13 protein-coding genes are annotated in these 15996 nt (G+C 55.8%); 6 read left to right on the top strand and 7 right to left on the bottom strand.

What is annotated here, in order from left to right; translation table 11 throughout:
- From I9187_RS04210 to I9187_RS04185, 6 genes are all read right to left on the bottom strand, one after another.
- On the bottom strand, positions 1 to 1680 hold the full coding sequence (locus I9187_RS04210; RefSeq protein WP_171727621.1) for an ABC transporter ATP-binding protein: 1680 nt from the start codon (positions 1678 to 1680) through the stop codon (positions 1 to 3).
- Between the two features lie 5 nt (positions 1681 to 1685).
- A complete protein-coding gene (locus tag I9187_RS04205) occupies positions 1686 to 2768 on the bottom strand; it encodes an ABC transporter permease (protein WP_209940069.1) in 1083 nt (360 codons plus the stop codon).
- Positions 2769 to 2840: 72 nt separating this feature from the next.
- Positions 2841 to 4205, bottom strand: a complete 1365-nt coding sequence (locus I9187_RS04200; RefSeq protein WP_171177639.1) for a CmpA/NrtA family ABC transporter substrate-binding protein — start codon at positions 4203 to 4205, stop codon at positions 2841 to 2843.
- A gap of 271 nt (positions 4206 to 4476) precedes the next feature.
- On the bottom strand, positions 4477 to 5646 hold the full coding sequence (locus I9187_RS04195; protein ID WP_171238208.1) for an ABC transporter substrate-binding protein: 1170 nt from the start codon (positions 5644 to 5646) through the stop codon (positions 4477 to 4479).
- Positions 5643 to 6227, bottom strand: coding sequence for an ANTAR domain-containing protein (locus I9187_RS04190; RefSeq protein ID WP_171177643.1), 585 nt, complete (start codon positions 6225 to 6227; stop codon positions 5643 to 5645). The genes I9187_RS04195 and I9187_RS04190 overlap by 4 nt, the downstream gene beginning before the upstream one ends.
- A gap of 725 nt (positions 6228 to 6952) precedes the next feature.
- A complete protein-coding gene (locus I9187_RS04185; RefSeq protein WP_171177647.1) occupies positions 6953 to 7318 on the bottom strand; it encodes a helix-turn-helix domain-containing protein in 366 nt (121 codons plus the stop codon).
- A gap of 130 nt (positions 7319 to 7448) precedes the next feature.
- Between I9187_RS04185 and I9187_RS04180 the strand changes: the two genes are divergently transcribed.
- From I9187_RS04180 to I9187_RS04160, 5 genes are all read left to right on the top strand, one after another.
- Entirely contained in the window at positions 7449 to 8057 is a 609-nt protein-coding gene (locus tag I9187_RS04180) for an NAD(P)H-dependent oxidoreductase (protein WP_209509578.1), read from the top strand.
- Positions 8044 to 8763: a glutathione S-transferase N-terminal domain-containing protein gene (locus I9187_RS04175; protein WP_171236763.1), complete on the top strand. Its 720-nt coding sequence runs from the start codon at positions 8044 to 8046 to the stop codon at positions 8761 to 8763. The genes I9187_RS04180 and I9187_RS04175 overlap by 14 nt, the downstream gene beginning before the upstream one ends.
- A 3-nt stretch (positions 8764 to 8766) precedes the next feature.
- Positions 8767 to 9420 carry a DsbA family oxidoreductase gene (locus tag I9187_RS04170; protein WP_171236762.1) on the top strand — a complete coding sequence of 218 codons (654 nt, stop codon included), beginning with the start codon at positions 8767 to 8769 and terminating at the stop codon, positions 9418 to 9420.
- Between the two features lie 197 nt (positions 9421 to 9617).
- Positions 9618 to 10808, top strand: a complete 1191-nt coding sequence (locus I9187_RS04165) for a low temperature requirement protein A (RefSeq protein WP_171177655.1) — start codon at positions 9618 to 9620, stop codon at positions 10806 to 10808.
- Complete coding sequence (locus I9187_RS04160; RefSeq protein ID WP_171177657.1) at positions 10801 to 11763, top strand: ion transporter; 963 nt, start codon at positions 10801 to 10803, stop codon at positions 11761 to 11763. Before I9187_RS04165 ends, I9187_RS04160 begins: the two co-directional genes overlap by 8 nt.
- Before the next feature lie 339 nt (positions 11764 to 12102).
- Here I9187_RS04160 and I9187_RS04155 read toward each other — a convergent pair whose 3' ends face one another.
- Positions 12103 to 14277, bottom strand: coding sequence for an alkyl sulfatase dimerization domain-containing protein (locus I9187_RS04155; protein ID WP_245223007.1), 2175 nt, complete (start codon positions 14275 to 14277; stop codon positions 12103 to 12105).
- A 272-nt stretch (positions 14278 to 14549) separates the two neighbouring features.
- Between I9187_RS04155 and I9187_RS04150 the strand changes: the two genes are divergently transcribed.
- Positions 14550 to 15887 (top strand): adenylate/guanylate cyclase domain-containing protein, encoded by a 1338-nt coding sequence (locus I9187_RS04150; protein ID WP_171177661.1) that lies wholly within the window; start codon positions 14550 to 14552, stop codon positions 15885 to 15887.
- Positions 15888 to 15996 lie beyond the last annotated feature (109 nt).

The raw sequence follows: 15996 nt of genomic DNA, 5'->3' as shown, positions 1-15996 counted from the left end.
TCACTCCGCTGCAATCGCTTTGGGGGCGGGTGTTTTGGGTTTGGCGCCATGTTCGTATTCTTCCAGAAAATCGAGGACTTCCTGCCGGTACGCGTAGTAATCTGGGTGCTCCAACAAGGCTTTGCGCGTGCGTGGGCGTGGCAGGTCGACCTTGGTGATCTTGCCGATGGTCGCCTGTGGGCCGTTGGTCATCATCACCACGCGGTCGGCCAGAAGGATCGCCTCGTCCACATCATGGGTCACACAGATCGCGGTGACTTTGGTGCGGGACCAGACCTCCATCAGCACTTCCTGCAATTCCCAGCGCGTGAGGCTGTCGAGCATTCCAAAAGGTTCATCCAGCAACAGGAGTTTGGGAGATAGGGCAAAAGCGCGGGCGATGCCGACGCGCTGCTTCATGCCGTTCGACAGGTCGCTTGCGGATTTGTCCATCGCATCGGCCAATCCGACGCGTTCCAGATAGTACTCCACCACGTCCTGCCGCTCGGCCATGCTGGCCCTGGGATAGACCTTGTCGACACCGATCGCGACGTTCTCCTTGGCGGTCAACCAGGGGAACAGGTTGGGCGATTGGAACACCACGGCGCGTTCGGGATCAGCCCCTTCGACGTGACGACCGTCCAGTTTGATCGCGCCTTTCGAGATGTCGTTCAGCCCAGCGGCCATGGTCAAAACGGTGGACTTGCCGCAACCCGAATGGCCGATCAGCGAGATGAACTCGCCCTTGTCGATCTTCAGGTCGAAATCCTCGACCACGGTCAGAGGACCTTTGGGCGTCGGATACACCTTGTGTAACTGTGAAAAGTCGAGGAAGCGGCTCTCGATCATCCCCTTTTGGGCCTCGGCGACCGCCGTTGGAACTCCGTGGATCGGGGTGACATCCGGCAAGATGCGCGAGCCTTCGACCTTGGCCTCGATCCCCACATCCATCAGGTATTTAGTGACTTCAGCGCGCAGGTGTTTGAAGGTCTCATCGTTGTTCATCGCCCCACGTTCACGTGGGCGCGGGATCGACACGCGGAACTCTTGCCCCAATGTCCCATCAGGGTTCAGAGCGATGATACGGTCCGCCAGAATGATCGCCTCATCCACGTCATTGGTGATCAGCACGCAGGTCTTCTTGTCGGCTTCCCAGATATTTTCGATCTCATCGGCCAGATTGGCGCGGGTCAGGGCGTCGAGCGCCGACAGCGGTTCATCCAACAACAAAACTTCGGGGTTCATCGACAAGGCGCGCGCCACGTTGACCCGCTGACGCATCCCGCCGGACAGCTCAGCCGGGCGGCGCGAAGCGGCGTGGCTGAGGCCTACCATCTTGACGTAGTGCGCGACTTTCTCGGCTTTCTCGGCCTTGCTGAGGCCGGGAAAGACCGTATCCACTGCCAGACCCACATTGCCGCTGACCGTCAACCACGGCATCAAAGAGTAGTTCTGGAAGATCACGCCGCGTTCGGGACCCGGCCCCTTGATCGGGTCACCTTTAAAGGTGACCTCGCCATTCGACGGCATATCCAGGCCGGCCATCAAGTTGATCAGGGTCGTCTTACCGGTGCCCGAAAACCCGAGGATCACCAGAAACTCGCCCTCTTGTACGTCCAGATTGATGCCCTTCAAAACATCTGTGCGCGCGGTGCCTACACCAAAGGATTTCGAGGTGTTTTTGAAGCTCAGAATGCTCATCGCGCTCACCGATTATTCGTGAAGGTAAACAGGGATTGCAGCGCGTACATCACCCGGTCCAGCATGAAGCCGATAATGCCGATGGTGAAGACTGCAACCATGATCTTGGCGAGCGAACTGGAGGAACCGTTCTGGAACTCATCCCAGACAAATTTGCCCAGACCGGGGTTCTGCGCCAGCATTTCCGCGGCGATCAAGACCATCCAGCCTACGCCCAGTGACAGGCGCAGGCCGGTGAAAATCAGCGGCAGCGCTGAAGGCAGCACCAGCTTGGTGATCTTGGTATAAGTGTTCATTTTCAGAACCTTGGAGACGTTCACCAGATCTTTGTCGATGGATGCCACACCCAGTGCAGTGTTGATCAAGGTGGGCCACAGCGAACACAGCGTCACGGTAATGGCCGAGATCAGGAAGGATTTGGCGAACCAGCCGTCATTGGTCACGTATACCGCCGAGACGATCATGGTCACGATCGGCAGCCATGCCAGCGGCGAGACCGGCTTGAAGATCTGGATCAGTGGGTTCAGAGCCGCATTCGCAGTTGGGGACAGACCGGCGGCGATCCCCAAAGGCACGGCTACTACGGTCGCGATCAGGAACCCGAAAAACACGGTTTTGATCGAAGTCCAGATTTGCTGATAGTAGGACAGCGCACCGGTGTAAGCGACTTGCTTGACCTCATCTGCGCGGCCTGCGTCGATCAGTTTTTGATTCCGTTTCTCGACCATCGCCTCAAACTCGGCGCGTTTGACAGCCTTCGCCTGCGCGTCCTCGTTCAAGTTGATCATTTCTTCCCAGACCTGAGCCGGTCCGGGGACCGCACCCAGAGAGGTTTGCACTTTCGGGGCAAGTGTCCCCCAAAGCAGCAGGAACGCGCAGATCGACAGCAGGGGGACGACCAGAAGACGCCATATCTCGGTCATTTGGGCGCGCGGGTTGTCCCCGGCGGCGGCTTTCAGAACAGGCGTGGCCCAGCTGAGGCCCAGCACTTGGAACCATTTGTCGGCCGCGTTGATGCGGGTGAAAAGGCGGGCGCGACGTTCCTCTCGGGCTGCGTCAGCGTTGAATTCGGGATCGACCGTTGTCATCTGATGTGTCCTTGCGATGGCGGGGCACTTTGGAATCCGCACCCAGCGCTGGCCGGGCGCGGCGCTTCGGGCTTAGCCTTGTACGTCCGAGCCGACGATCTTCTGATCGCCTTTCAGACCGATGGACAGGCTTTCGAGATAGGCGTTGGGGGTACGACCGTCATAGGCGATGCCGTCGATGATATCCTCTGCCGGGGTCGGCGCTTTGTAACCATCGCTTTCCCAGGGGAAGTCGGCTTCATTCGCAAGGCCTTCGTCGACCAACAGGCGCGCGGCTTCCAGATAGATTTCTGGCTTGTAGACGGACTTAGCGACCTCGTCATACCAGCTGTCTGGCTTCGCGTCGGCGATCTGACCCCAGCGGCGCATCTGGGTCAGGTACCAGACCGCGTCCGAATAGAAGGGATAGGTCGCATTGTAGCGGAAGAACACGTTGAAATCGGGAACCTCGCGTTTGTCACCTTTTTCATATTCAAATGTGCCGGTCATCGAGTTGGCGATGACGTCGTAATCCGCGCCCACATATTCCGGGCGGCTCAGGATTTCGACCGCTTCAGGGCGGTTGGCGTTGTCGTTCTCATCCAGCCAAATCGCAGCGCGGATCAAAGCCTTGGTCACGGCCAACGTGGTGTTGGGATACTCTTCGGCGAACTCGGCAGTGATGCCAAACACCTTTTCAGGGTTGTTCTTCCACAGCTCATAGTCCGTGATCACCGGTACACCGATACCCTTGAAAACAGCCTGCTGGTTCCACGGTTCACCCACGCAGTAACCGTAGATCGTGCCGGCCTCCAACGTGGCAGGCATTTGCGGTGGAGGCGTCACGGACAGGAACACATCCGCGCCAATCTGACCGGTCACGTTTTCGGGGCTGTAATACCCCGGGTGCAGACCACCGGCGGCAAGCCAATAGCGCAACTCGTAATTGTGGGTCGAAACCGGGAAGACCATGCCCATGTTGAACGGCTTTCCTTCGGATTTGTATTTCTCAACCACCGGGGCCAGAGCCTCGGCGCTGATAGGGTGTTGCGGGCGGCCGTCATCCATCTTTGGGATGTTGGGCTTCATTTCTTCCCAAATCTCGTTCGAGACGGTAATGCCGTTGCCGTTCAGGTCCATCGAAAACGGTGTGATGATATGGGCTTCGGTCCCGTAGCCAATAGTGGCCGCCAGCGGTTGACCGGCCAGCATATGCGCGCCATCTAACTGGCCGTCGATCACGCCATCCAGCAGTACTTTCCAGTTGGCCTGCGCCTCAAGCGTGACGAAAAGGCCCTCGTCCAGAAAATAACCGTTCTCATAGGCCACGGCCAGCGGCGCCATATCGGTCAGTTTGATAAAGCCAAAGGTCAGTTCGTCTTTTTCCAGTTCCAATTCAGCCAATGCCGGAGATACAATCGCTGTAGACGCTGCGAGGCTCAGAAGAAGCTTTTTCATATCGATCCCTTTCGGTTTAGCCCAACCCCTTGGGCAAACAAAAAAAACCGCCGACACACACCGCCAGGAGGAGTTGGCAGTTGGTCGAGCGGCTTTGCTCTCGTGAGGTGCCCAATACTTTGGGCGAATTCTGTCGGTGGGCGTCGTTGCCTGCCGATGTCCTGATTTAGGCATCCCTGAACCGGGCCGTCATCCGCTTTTGGGCATCAGGATGCGAATTTTCTGCGATGCGGCATGAATTCATGCTGCATTGCAAAAAAATTAGGCACTCTCAACCAGCGGGCTCGAAAATGCGACGGTCGAAAAAAACATTGGGCGGCAGAATCAGGCTTCCGTTTACCGAGGCCACCGCGGTCGACTCGGGCAGCGCACCTTCGAGCTTCTCCGACGCGCCGGGAGTTTCGACACCCAAGCCGACAAGCTCGCGTCGATACAGATCGCTGCGAAAGACTCGGGCGGCCTGACGTTCGGCAGTGCTAACATCGATCCCATTCCGTTTCGCCAGTTGATGCGCGATCCACTTGGCCTGACTGCGCCATGGGAAACTCGCGGCACCGTCAAAGAATTCAACAAAACCGTCCACCTGTCGCTGCTCACCGCTCGCCGAGATGGTGAACTCTCCCATAAGGGCGCGGTCAATCAGTTCCGGTGACACGTTGAGGTATGCCTTGCGCGACAACATTTCGGACGCGGTGGTCCGGCTGTCGGCCTTCGACAGCCAGCGCCCGGCTTTCCAAACCGCGCGCATGAGGCTACCCAGCAGGTGCGGTTCGGTCTCTGCCCAATCGTTTCGGACCGCCAGCACCTTTTCCGGTGCGCAAGTCCAAATCGCTTTACCCGGTAGCAACAGTGCACCAACATTATCGTCCGCGGCGTAAGAGCCCCACGGCTCGCCCACGCAGAACGCATCGATCTCGCCACCGGCAAGGGCCTGCGCCATCAATGGCGGCGGGACGGTGCGGATTTCGACCTGTTTCGAGGCCAACTCGGTTCCCGCAACCCAATAGCGCAACAATTCGACGTGCATGGAAAATGGAAAAGGCACACCAAAGACCAACACGTCACCGGTGGCTTTTGCCAACGCGGACCCAGCCGCAGCGGCATCTGAGAAATCGAAGCCGTAGCCTTGGTCGGTTAACCGCCCAGCCAGTCGAGTTCCAACGCCTATAACATTGCCATTCAGTGACAGGACGGACACAGCAGATAAAGGTGTCGCAATGCCACCAAGACCCAAGGCCATCGCAACAGGGACCGGTGAAAGCAGATGCGCGGCATCCACATGCCCAAAGGCAAGCATATCTCGCAGAGATGACCATGACGGAGCTGGACGCATATCCAGCGAAATCCCTTCTGCATGATCAAACCCCATCTCGCGCGCAACGATCAGCGGGGCGGCGTCGACCAAGGGCATGTAGGCAACAGGCAGAGTTACGGTTCTCATGATAACAACCCCGAAGCAGTGACCAGAGCTTCTGCCACATCTGCGACCCGGCGGTTCTGGTTCATCGCGGTTTTGCGCAGCAGGGCATAGGCTTCGTCCTCTGACACGCCCTTTGCTTTCATCAACAGCCCTTTGGCACGGTCGATCACTTTTCTCTCTTCCAGCGCACGGCGGGTTTCGGCCAGTTCGGTCCGCATTTGGCGTAGGACCTGAAAGCGGGCGATAGCCGTATCGATCACAGGTTTGATGCGTTCGGCCTGCAATCCGTCGACCACATAGGCTGACACCCCAGCCTCAACAGCGGCTTTCGCCAATCCGCCCGCTGCGCCCGAGACGAACATAGCTACTGGACGTTCCAATGGACCCGACGCAACGGTCAGCTCTTCCAGCATATCGCGCGAGGGATTGTCGATATCAATGAGGACAATGTCTGGGCCATGCGTTGCGATTTTGCGTGCCAGCCCAGAGACGTTGCCGATCACAAAAACCTCTACGTCACCGGACTCTTTTAAGGCATCTACTATTGCAAAAGCACGATCTTGATTCTGCTCTACTACAACGACAGTCAGGTGTTGTTTCATAGAAACTCAAGTGAGCCCAAGACTCATTGATCGCAATTACAAGGTCATTGAATGCAGTCATCGGACTGCCGGTTCGCCCAATTTCTCAGCTCATTTTTGCGTGTAGCGGAATATTTGCTCAGTTTTCTTGCATGCTATCAAAGAAAGCTGCCGTGAACACCGCGGTGGTGCATTGGAACGACTCATTGTTTTTTCATTTGGGCAACTTGTTGGTTCTGGGGTATTCAAATGCACTTCCATAGAAGATCCAATTCGAAGGCCAGCTTTGACAGCTGGAACCATGTCATTCCGCGCGCGCAGCGACCCCCCGCTTTCCGCCCTAAACGACACATGCTGCGCTCATCACCTAAGTCGCCTTTGGACTCCAACGCTGTCATTCGCTGCACTTGGCATGGACGACCACTTTGCGGACAGATTGGAAATCGCAATGCATATCGACTGGCTTTCGCTGCCGTTTACTTGGCAAAGCAGCCATTCGCTGAGGATGCCAGAACTTGGTTCAACAAAACTCGTGGCCTGCGGGACAGCTGTTACGTCACCTGTCGGTTCAAATGGCACTGAGCGGCCCGCAGAAATTTATTCGCACTACTTTCTTGGGGAAAACAAACCCTTGGATTGCTTTTCTAAGTAACCTTGTCACTTCATCCTCAGATTGGTGAAAACCTCGTTCGGTACGCGGTCAGAAAAACTCTGACTTTCAGATCATTGAACACGGACTAAAGTCATCACTTTAAGCCGTTAGGCAATTCCTCGCTCCACTTTCGCAATTCGTCGAGAAACCCAAGTGCCGTGCGGCCAAGGTCAGTGATAGAATACTGCACGGAAACCGGCGCTGTATCCATCACGTGTCGGCTCACCAACCCCTGATCCTCTAGCTGGCGCAGCCGCTCGGCAATCATCTTTTTACTGGCCCCACCCAGCAACCGAGCAAGATCGTTGAAACGCACCGGACGATCCTTCAGGTGCCATAGGATGGACCCGGTCCATTTACCACCGATGATCCGCATGCCCCGTTCAATTGCGCATGGCTCCTGGCAGGCCTCTGTCACAATTCGGCGCCCTTTCACATCTTCGTCCACCCGCGCCCGCATCGTTATCCTTCCCCTTATTTTTTAAGGTTACTAAAAGTATACTGGTTGATTTTCCACACCTCAATACTCAAATGCTCCCGACCCCCTCCTACGTCAAGGGGTTCACACAGTGCACATATAGGATATGGACATGAGTAAAATCCTCATCGTGAACGGCACCCAGCCCTACGAATTCGCCCCCGGACAGTTGAACGCCAGCCTCGTCGAACGCGCACGCAGAACGTTGGCCGCAATGGGCCACGAAGTACGCATTACCACCGTTGCTGATGGCTATGACGCAAATTCAGAGGTCGAGGCGCATGTTTGGGCAGATACGGTCATCATGCAGTTCCCGGTAAACTGGATGGGCGTCCCATGGATCTTCAAAAAATATATGGATGAGGTCTACACAGCCGGAATGGATGGCCGCTTATGCGCTGGCGACGGTCGCACCGCCGACGCACCAAAAGCCAACTACGGCATGGGTGGATCACTGCACAGCAAGACATACATGCTGTCGGTGACATTTAATGCGCCGAAAGAAGCATTCGACAACCCCGCCGAGCCGTTCTTTGCCGGAGCAAGCGTTGACGATCTGCTGCGCCCGATGCATCTGAACGCCAAGTTCTTCGGTATGCAGGCCCTACCGACATTCGCGGCATTCGATGTTATGAAGAACCCCGAAATCGAGGCCGATTTCGCTCGATTTGACGCGCATCTGAAATCCACTTTTGTCAAGGTTGAACATGTCCCAGCCTGATATTCACCTGTATACCGCAGGCACGATGAACGGCTACAAGCCGGTCATTTTTCTGGAAGAGGCAGGTATCCCCTACGACCTGACCCATATCAACTTTTCCAAACAGGAACAGAAGGCGCCGGATTACCTGGCGCTGAACCCAAACGGAAAGATCCCAACGATTGAGGACCGTTCGGAAGGCCGTGCCATCTTCGAATCCGGTGCGATCCTGTGGCATCTGGCCGAGAAATATGGAAAATTCCTGCCGTCGGACCCGGTCAAGCGGTCCGAGGTTGTGCAGTGGATGCTGTTTCAGGTCGGCCATGTGGGGCCGATGATGGGACAGGCGATGTATTTCCAGCATATCGCCGCGCCAAATGGCCACGAAGAGCCTTTCTCGATCCGTCGCTACGTGGACGAAAGCCGCCGATTGATGGAGGTGATGAACACACGGCTGGACGGGCGTGAATGGATTGCAGCGGACGAATACACCATCGCTGACATGATGCTGTACCCGTGGGCGCGTGCCTATGTCTGGGCCCGGGTGGATGTGTCGGACCTTCCGCATCTGAACGCCTGGTTTGACCGTATCGATGCCCGGCCCGCTGTGCAGAGAGCGCTGACCATCCCCAAGGCCAACCCACAGTTCTGGGATGCTAACGCGGATGCCAGCGCCTTTGCCAAGGAAAACGCGGCGCGTTTTTCCGGAGATGTGAAAGGAACCTGAACCGTGCCAGATGCGCCCTCTTTCCGTGTCGATGTCGTGTCAGACGTTGTTTGTCCGTGGTGTGTGATTGGCTACCACCAGCTCGCCAAGGCCGCACGCGACACCGGCGTCGAACTGGATATCCGCTGGCACCCGTTCGAGCTGAATCCTCAGATGGCAGAACGCGGAGAGAACCTGCGCGACCATCTGGCATCGAAATACGGGACCACGTTGGAAGGGTCGATCCAGGCACGAGCCCGCCTGACCGAGATGGGCGCAGCACTGGGGTTCACGTTCAATTACGCCGATGACATGCGGATATATAACACCTTCCGCGCGCATCAATTGATTGACTGGGCCGCCGAGCAAGGCAAGGGCCACGAAATGAAGCAGGCCCTTTTTTCGGCGTTCTTTACACGCCGCGAAAATGTCTCGGACATACAGGTTCTGGCCGGCGCGGCTGCTGGCATCGGGCTGAACCGCGCGGATGCGCTGGACATGTTGCAAAGCCAAGATCGGGCCAATCACGTGCGCCAGAAAGAGCAAATCTGGATCAACCAAGGTGTTCGAGGCGTGCCCGCAATGATGTTCGACCAACGCCACCTTGTGACCGGCGCGCAGGGCGTAGAAAACTACACCCGCATCCTGCTGCAACTACGAGACGACAGGGCCGCGTGACACCCGTGAATGCCGTGTCCTTCCGGCACAAAAAATCCACGAACGGACGGATGTTGCCCGGCATGCCCTCGCTGAACAACCATTGTGGGGGTTGCATGACGTAGGTCTCCGCGACAACCTTCCGTTATAGAAAAAATTCAGTCGGGGTGGCTGCATGTCGGCCACTACAGCCTTTCAACCTTGAAGAGTTCTAATTTATGGCACTGCATGACCACCCCATGTGGCGAAAGCCCCAACATCACCGGGACCTTGACCACGCACATGATCATGTCCACTGGGCCGAGCTGTTCTATGACCTGATCCATGTCGTGACGATCTTTCTGCTGGGCAATTACCTTTCGCATCATCTCGATCTGCATGGGTTTCTTGTGTTCGCCGGGGTGTTCATTACGCTCTGGTACGCGTGGGGCGAACTCAGCATATTCAACTCGATCTACGTCAGTACGGATTTTTGGCATCGCCTGATCATGTCCGTAATGATCTGTACCGTGATGTTTATGGCAGCGGCGATCCCGGCTATTGACGGAAAGGGTTGGGTTTTCTTCGCGTTAGGATTTGCCGCGAACAGGGCCATGATCGCGGCGCTGTACTATCGAGCCCGGCGGGCCAATTCTTCAGGCGAGTCGATGTCGACGGCCCAGATCCGCAATTTCTCGGTCTTTGCGGTAATCTTTGCCATCGCGGCTTTTTTGCCCACTCCGCTTGCCTATTGGGTATTCGCGGCAGCTATGGTGGCCACGCAGGCAATGTACATGATCCCCGGTGTCACCGTCCTGCGTTTTGAGCGGTTCGTTCCCCGCCTTGGCCACATGGCCGAACGGTTTGCTCTGCTGACACTGATCGTTTTGGGCGAAGGGTTCTTCAAACTGGTCGTCACCCTGTCCGAGAAAGGCATCTACAAAGTTTCGCCCGACGTGCTGGTCAATTTTGTCATCGGTGGTGTGTCGATGTTCGTCATGTGCTGGATCTATTTCGACTTTGTCGGCAATGCCAAACCAAAGGACAAAAAGGTGTCGACATTGGTCATCTGGTGGCTTGCGCATCTGATCTTGATGCTTTGCGGCGTCATGGTCGGCGTCGCTCTTGCTGCCGAGGTCAAAGTCGGATTTTGGGAACCATATCCAACCGAATATGCCGCCATTGGCTGTTTCGGTCTTGCTGGTTATATCGCAATGCTTTGGGTGCTTCAGAGCGTCACAGAACACCGTTTGGCATCGGATTTCGGCCGTTGGGATGTACGGGTGTTTGGGATTGTTCTGGCTATTGCCTGTTTCTATGTCGTCCCACATGTCCCCTCATTGGTTGGCAATCTTATTTGGGGGACCGCTTTGCTATCGCAAATCGCAATCCCCTTGACACGCGCCTGGACGAAGTTTCGACATGAGTGAGGCTGTGACAAATTCAGGCTTTCTAAGAAGGAAAGTCTATTGGTGGCTCGAGCGCCCGGACCGGGCGGCCACCGGTCCGTGGTTTCTTGAAATAGCTCTAATTGCCCTAATCACGCTGAACGTGGCCGCCGTTATCCTGGAAACGGTCGACTCCATATATTTCCGTTGGGGCCTGGCGCTGAACCTCTTTGAGGGTCTTTCTCTGTTTGTTTTCGTGGTCGAATACGCGGCAAGGCTGTGGGTCGCCACCGAAAATCCAAGTTACAAAACGCGCGCCGCCTGGGCCGTCTCGCCGATCGCCATCATCGATTTACTAGCGATATTACCTGCGCTGCTTTACCTGATTTTCCCGGTTGATCTGCGTCTTCTTCGGACATTTCGTATGCTTCGACTGCTCAAGCTCACGCGGTATTCGCCCGCACTAGGCATGTTGCTTGCCGTGTTCGAGGAAGAGGCCGGCGCTTTTTTTGCAGGTTTCTTCATCCTGATGGTGATGCTGATCTTTGCCGCAAGCGGCGCTTGGCTGGCAGAGCACGAGGCGCAGCCAGAAGCGTTTGGCTCCATCCCCGCGGCTATGTGGTGGGCCATGGCAACGCTGACGACCGTTGGCTATGGCGACGTGACACCTGTTACTGTGGCCGGAAAGATCTTCGGTGCTGCGATCACAGTGATTGGCATTGGAATGGCGGCATTGCCGGCAGGTATCATCGCCAGCGGCCTAAACGACCAGTTACACCGCCGACGTGCGAGCTTGGAGCTCGAATTTCGAAAAGCACTGGAAGATGGCGATATCTGCGAGGCTGATGAGAAGGAAATTGACGCCGTTCGCAAGCAATTGGGTCTGTCGCGCCGCGCTGCAGATCATATCCGAAACCGCGTGCACACCGAAGCAATATCACAGTTCGATCACTGTCCCACATGCGGTCAGCCAACGGGGCAAAATACAAAGCCCTAAACGTTCACTTGCGTTCTGCACTCGTCCGCTTTCCGGCCCCCAACAAGCTGTCTACCGTGACCGAGATTTGCTTGGAAACCCAAGCCATCTATTCGGACGTTTCGAAGGTGCGTTACACCGATTCAACACGTGAGTCGAAGAAATGCCGGCAAGTTAAAGACATTTGACCCTCTTGTTAGCGGCCTTGAAACGCACGGTTACGTCGGGCTCGAAGCGGTCGTTCGGCAGAATTCAATGAATGCCTGCTAAGCGGACAAAGCTACCGTTCGAAATCTAGTCATTTCCAAAAGACAGGGAAATTGAGGCAAGGTGACATAGTCCACCTTGCCTTTAGCTGAGTTATTCAGGGATTGTCGCGCCGGGAACAGCCTCATACGCATTGGACGCCACGACTTGGGCCTCCCCAGCCGCGGTGCCGGGCAAGATCTCGAACAATGGGTCAAAGTCAACCATGGTTGAGGCAAGTTGTGAGAGAACGTTGGCATCGCCTTCAATCTTAGCAGTGCCATCTGCAATCTGCTGCTCCAGCTCTACCGCACCCATCATCGTCATTTCGAGGTCTGAGCGATTGATCACAAGCGTCAGGTCCGGATCATTCGCTTGATACCCCTCGATGTTGGTCAGGGTGGCATTTTCCAGTTCGATGATGAACTTCTCTCCATTGTCCGGTGTGACCAAGTTGATGGTGAACCGCATGCCTTCGGCTTTGCGGCTGTCCATCTTGATGCCGAGGTAGTTCAGGAACAGCTCGGTGGACATTGCGCGGACTACGTCGGGGCTGGTCGAGCTAAGCACCGGCGCATCTGAGATGCCGGAGCGTAATTCATAAGCACCCGACAAGAAGCTATTCCGCAATCCGGGATTTTCTTGTTGGTAGCCAAGCTGTTCATAGCAATCTGCCAAGAGATCACGAGCTAGCTGATTATCATTTTCAGCCAGGAAAAGCCTGTTCAGGATTTCGACGGCCATCTTGTACTCGCCCGCACCAAAAAGTTCCTGCCCTTTGGCCATGATCTTGTCCGATCCGCCCATCATCTCGACATAGAGCGGCGCTGAGTCTTCCGGAGACGGCGGGATAAGTGTCGCGGGATTGGCATCCCAAAACCCGAGGTACCGCTGGATTACCCCTCGGCTGTTGTGCTCGGGCGAGCCGTGATAGCCGCGGCAATGCCATTCGTTCTGCAAGCTTTTGGGCATCTCGTAGACGTTCTGGATCTGGTTGATCGTTACGCCCTGATTGGCAAAGTGCAGCACCTGATTATTGAAATGCGCGTACATATCGCGCTGCGCCCGCATGATCTCTTGAATGCGGTCGTTGCCCCAACGAGGCCAATGGTGCGATTGGAACATCACCTCTGCTTCTTCGCCAAATAGGTGCAACGCACGCGAGATGTACTTAGACCAGCGCAGCGGATCACGCACCGGCGCGCCGCGTAGGGTGTAAATGTTGTGCAATGTGCCGGTAATATTCTCGGCCATCCAGAGGGCCTTCATATCAGGAATGTACGTATTCATATTAGAAGGCGCTTCAGTGCCCGGTGTGTTTTGGAAGACCATTCGCACGCCATCGACGTCGATGTATTCGATGTCTTCTTCGATTATCTTTGTCGGCGCGATCAGCCCAAGAGCGCCCAGCGAAACGCGATGCCCTAGACCCTGACCGGCAAAGCCAAACGGGTTAATAGGAAGCTGTTGTCCATACTGGTAGGACAAGCGGCGGTTCATCGCGTTACCAGCGTAGACGTTTTCAGAAATTGTGAACTGCATGAAGTCGCGTGGTGCGATAATTTCTACCTTGCCCGCGCGTACGTCGGCTTCGTCAACTATCCCGCGGACGCCCCCCCAGTGATCTCCATGTGAATGCGAATAGATAACGGCTGTGACTGGAAGGCCATCACCGACATGTTCTTGAAAAAGGTTCCACGCTGCGCGAGCGGGCTCAGTCGTGAGAAGCGGATCGATGACAATCCATCCGTTGTCACCACGTACGAAGGAAACATCGGATAAATCCAATCCGCGCACCTGATATATGCCTGGTACCACCTCATAGAGGCCATAGTTCTGATTGAGCCGTGAGACACGCTGCAAAGAAGGGTGAATGCTGGGCCAGTCCTTGTCCTCGTCGAAAAAGCGGAAGCTCGCCATGTCCCAAGCAATGTTGCCCGCATCCGCCATTATCTCGTCTTCGGGCATTGCCGCGATAAAACCACGAGCCTGCTCGTCGAAATCTCGGGTATCTGAGAACGGCAGCGCCTCCCGCGCTTCGGCGAGGATTTTCAAAGTGTGCTCGGAAGGTGCTTTGCCTTTTGGATGAAAGTGCCCTTCGGCAGGTGTGGCGCTCTGAGCTTGCGCGGAACCTTCCTCTGAAAGGAACGTTGGCGCGACGGCAAAAGCGGCTCCCATCGCCGGAACGGTTTTCATGAAATCACGTCGGGTCGTCATTAGTAATCCCCTCCCAATTACTTTTGGATTGGAGAAGATTGAGGTACAAATAGTTTCGGCGCCTTGATCCATGACAATCAAATTTGAATTTTAGAATGACTGCTCAGGACTCGAAGCGATCGTTCGTTGCTACTTGTTTGTATGAATGATTTGCGGACAAGTGCAGACCCTTAGTTTTCTTAACCTGATTATCACAGTTAAGGCATGACGCACGTTGCGCTCAACCAAAGAGATCATTGACCGATAGGCCATTCGAACCTCAATATGATCACGCGCTGGCCCCGCGGCGAACACCATTGAAAACATGGGCGGAGCATCGGCCAAAGAACGACTGGGAGGGGCGCATGACTGCCAATGTGGAGACCCTTTTCACCGAAAGCGACGGGCTTTCCATCGCCTATCAAGTTTGGGGCGATGGGCCACGCAATCTTGTTTTGGTCCCCGGAATGATTTCGCACCTGGAAGCGTCCATGGAAAACCCGGGCTATCTGCAGTGGATGACAGCTCTCAGCTCGGTGGGAAGATTGGTTACTTTCGACAAGCGCGGCAACGGCATGTCAGATCGCATTCAGGGGACACCAACCCTTGAAGAGCGCGTCATGGATATAGAGGCTGTGATGGATGTCACTGAAATGACCTCAGCCACGGTCATTGCTTTTTCCGAGGGGGCCTCCCTTGCCTGTGTCTATGCCGCGATGCGCCCCGAGCGCGTTGAACGTCTGGCTTTGTGTGGTGGGTACGCTCAAGGCCGTCTAACTCGCGGTTACCTGACCCCCGAAAGCCTTGAAATCGCGTTGAAACAGTTCCGTGAGAATTGGGGGAAGCTCTATAAACCTCACCCATTTTCGGCTTTCGGCCCAAGTGAGGACGATGCTGAAGCTCAGGAAGCATGGGCGCATTTCCAAAGGATGAGCGCGACCCCTATTACAGTCGCCAACCTGTTCGAATTGGCGGCCCGGATAGATATCCGGGAATTGCTGCCTTCTATTTCACAACCCACTTTGGTCATACATCGCGAATTCGAAGAACCCAACGGGGCTGATTGCGCCCAGGATTTTCTGCGTTTGATGCCATCCACTAAATACAAAACCATACCCGGCCACGAGCATGTGCCATGGGAAGGCGACGTGGACAGTTATTCGGCCTCAATCGTCGAGTTTGTCACCGGCGAAGCACCGGCGACGATCCAACCCAAGCGCACCCTTGCTACCGTTCTGTTCTCAGATCTCGTCGCGTCCACTTCGCAACAAGCACGCATCGGTGATGAGAGTTGGCGCAACTTGATGAACCGCCACGATGACATTTGCGCAAACCAGATCTCTCGACACGGTGGTCATCTGGTGAAATTCACTGGCGACGGCGTGCTGGCGACGTTCAGTTCTCCTACGAACGCGCTGGCCTGCGCTGGTTCTGTGAAAGAAGCATTGTCTGCAATCGACCTTAACGCACGCTTCGGCGCTCACACTGGTGAGATTGAAATTCGCGGTGAGGATATCAGCGGCCTTGGCGTGGTCATAGCAGCGCGGGTGATGGGCCAAGCCAAGGAAGGACAGGTTCTGGCATCCGATCTCACGCGGCAACTGATGCTTGGTGCGCCGTTCGAGTTTCAAGACTGCGGTGAGCACGAGTTGAAGGGCGTTCCAAATACTTGGCGACTGCACGCGGTCAGTCCTGCGAACTAGACAACGCGGAACACTGGCCTTGCCTACTGTTCTTTACCACGGGATCCGATTGTGGGCTTTGCGCTCGAAGCGGTCCTTCGCCAAGTCGCAACGGATGTCCACTTTGCGG

It is taken from the genome of Ruegeria sp. HKCCE4148, from assembly GCF_017872495.1.
In the GTDB taxonomy this organism is placed as follows: domain Bacteria; phylum Pseudomonadota; class Alphaproteobacteria; order Rhodobacterales; family Rhodobacteraceae; genus Ruegeria.
Note: the sequence above shows the minus strand (reverse complement) of the source record. Positions and strands in the feature narration are given on the sequence as shown.

Excerpts from the sequence above, each read along its gene's own strand:
- I9187_RS04210 (WP_171727621.1), bottom strand. The coding sequence starts at position 1,680 with ATGAGCATTCTGAGCTTCAAAAACACCTCGAAATCCTTTGGTGTAGGC.
- I9187_RS04205 (WP_209940069.1), bottom strand. The coding sequence starts at position 2,768 with ATGACAACGGTCGATCCCGAATTCAACGCTGACGCAGCCCGAGAGGAA.
- I9187_RS04200 (WP_171177639.1), bottom strand. The coding sequence starts at position 4,205 with ATGAAAAAGCTTCTTCTGAGCCTCGCAGCGTCTACAGCGATTGTATCT.
- I9187_RS04195 (WP_171238208.1), bottom strand. The coding sequence starts at position 5,646 with ATGAGAACCGTAACTCTGCCTGTTGCCTACATGCCCTTGGTCGACGCC.
- I9187_RS04190 (WP_171177643.1), bottom strand. The coding sequence starts at position 6,227 with ATGAAACAACACCTGACTGTCGTTGTAGTAGAGCAGAATCAAGATCGT.
- I9187_RS04185 (WP_171177647.1), bottom strand. The coding sequence starts at position 7,318 with ATGCGGGCGCGGGTGGACGAAGATGTGAAAGGGCGCCGAATTGTGACA.
- I9187_RS04180 (WP_209509578.1), top strand. The coding sequence starts at position 7,449 with ATGAGTAAAATCCTCATCGTGAACGGCACCCAGCCCTACGAATTCGCC.
- I9187_RS04175 (WP_171236763.1), top strand. The coding sequence starts at position 8,044 with ATGTCCCAGCCTGATATTCACCTGTATACCGCAGGCACGATGAACGGC.
- I9187_RS04165 (WP_171177655.1), top strand. The coding sequence starts at position 9,618 with ATGGCACTGCATGACCACCCCATGTGGCGAAAGCCCCAACATCACCGG.
- I9187_RS04160 (WP_171177657.1), top strand. The coding sequence starts at position 10,801 with ATGAGTGAGGCTGTGACAAATTCAGGCTTTCTAAGAAGGAAAGTCTAT.
- I9187_RS04155 (WP_245223007.1), bottom strand. The coding sequence starts at position 14,277 with ATGGATCAAGGCGCCGAAACTATTTGTACCTCAATCTTCTCCAATCCA.
- I9187_RS04150 (WP_171177661.1), top strand. The coding sequence starts at position 14,550 with ATGACTGCCAATGTGGAGACCCTTTTCACCGAAAGCGACGGGCTTTCC.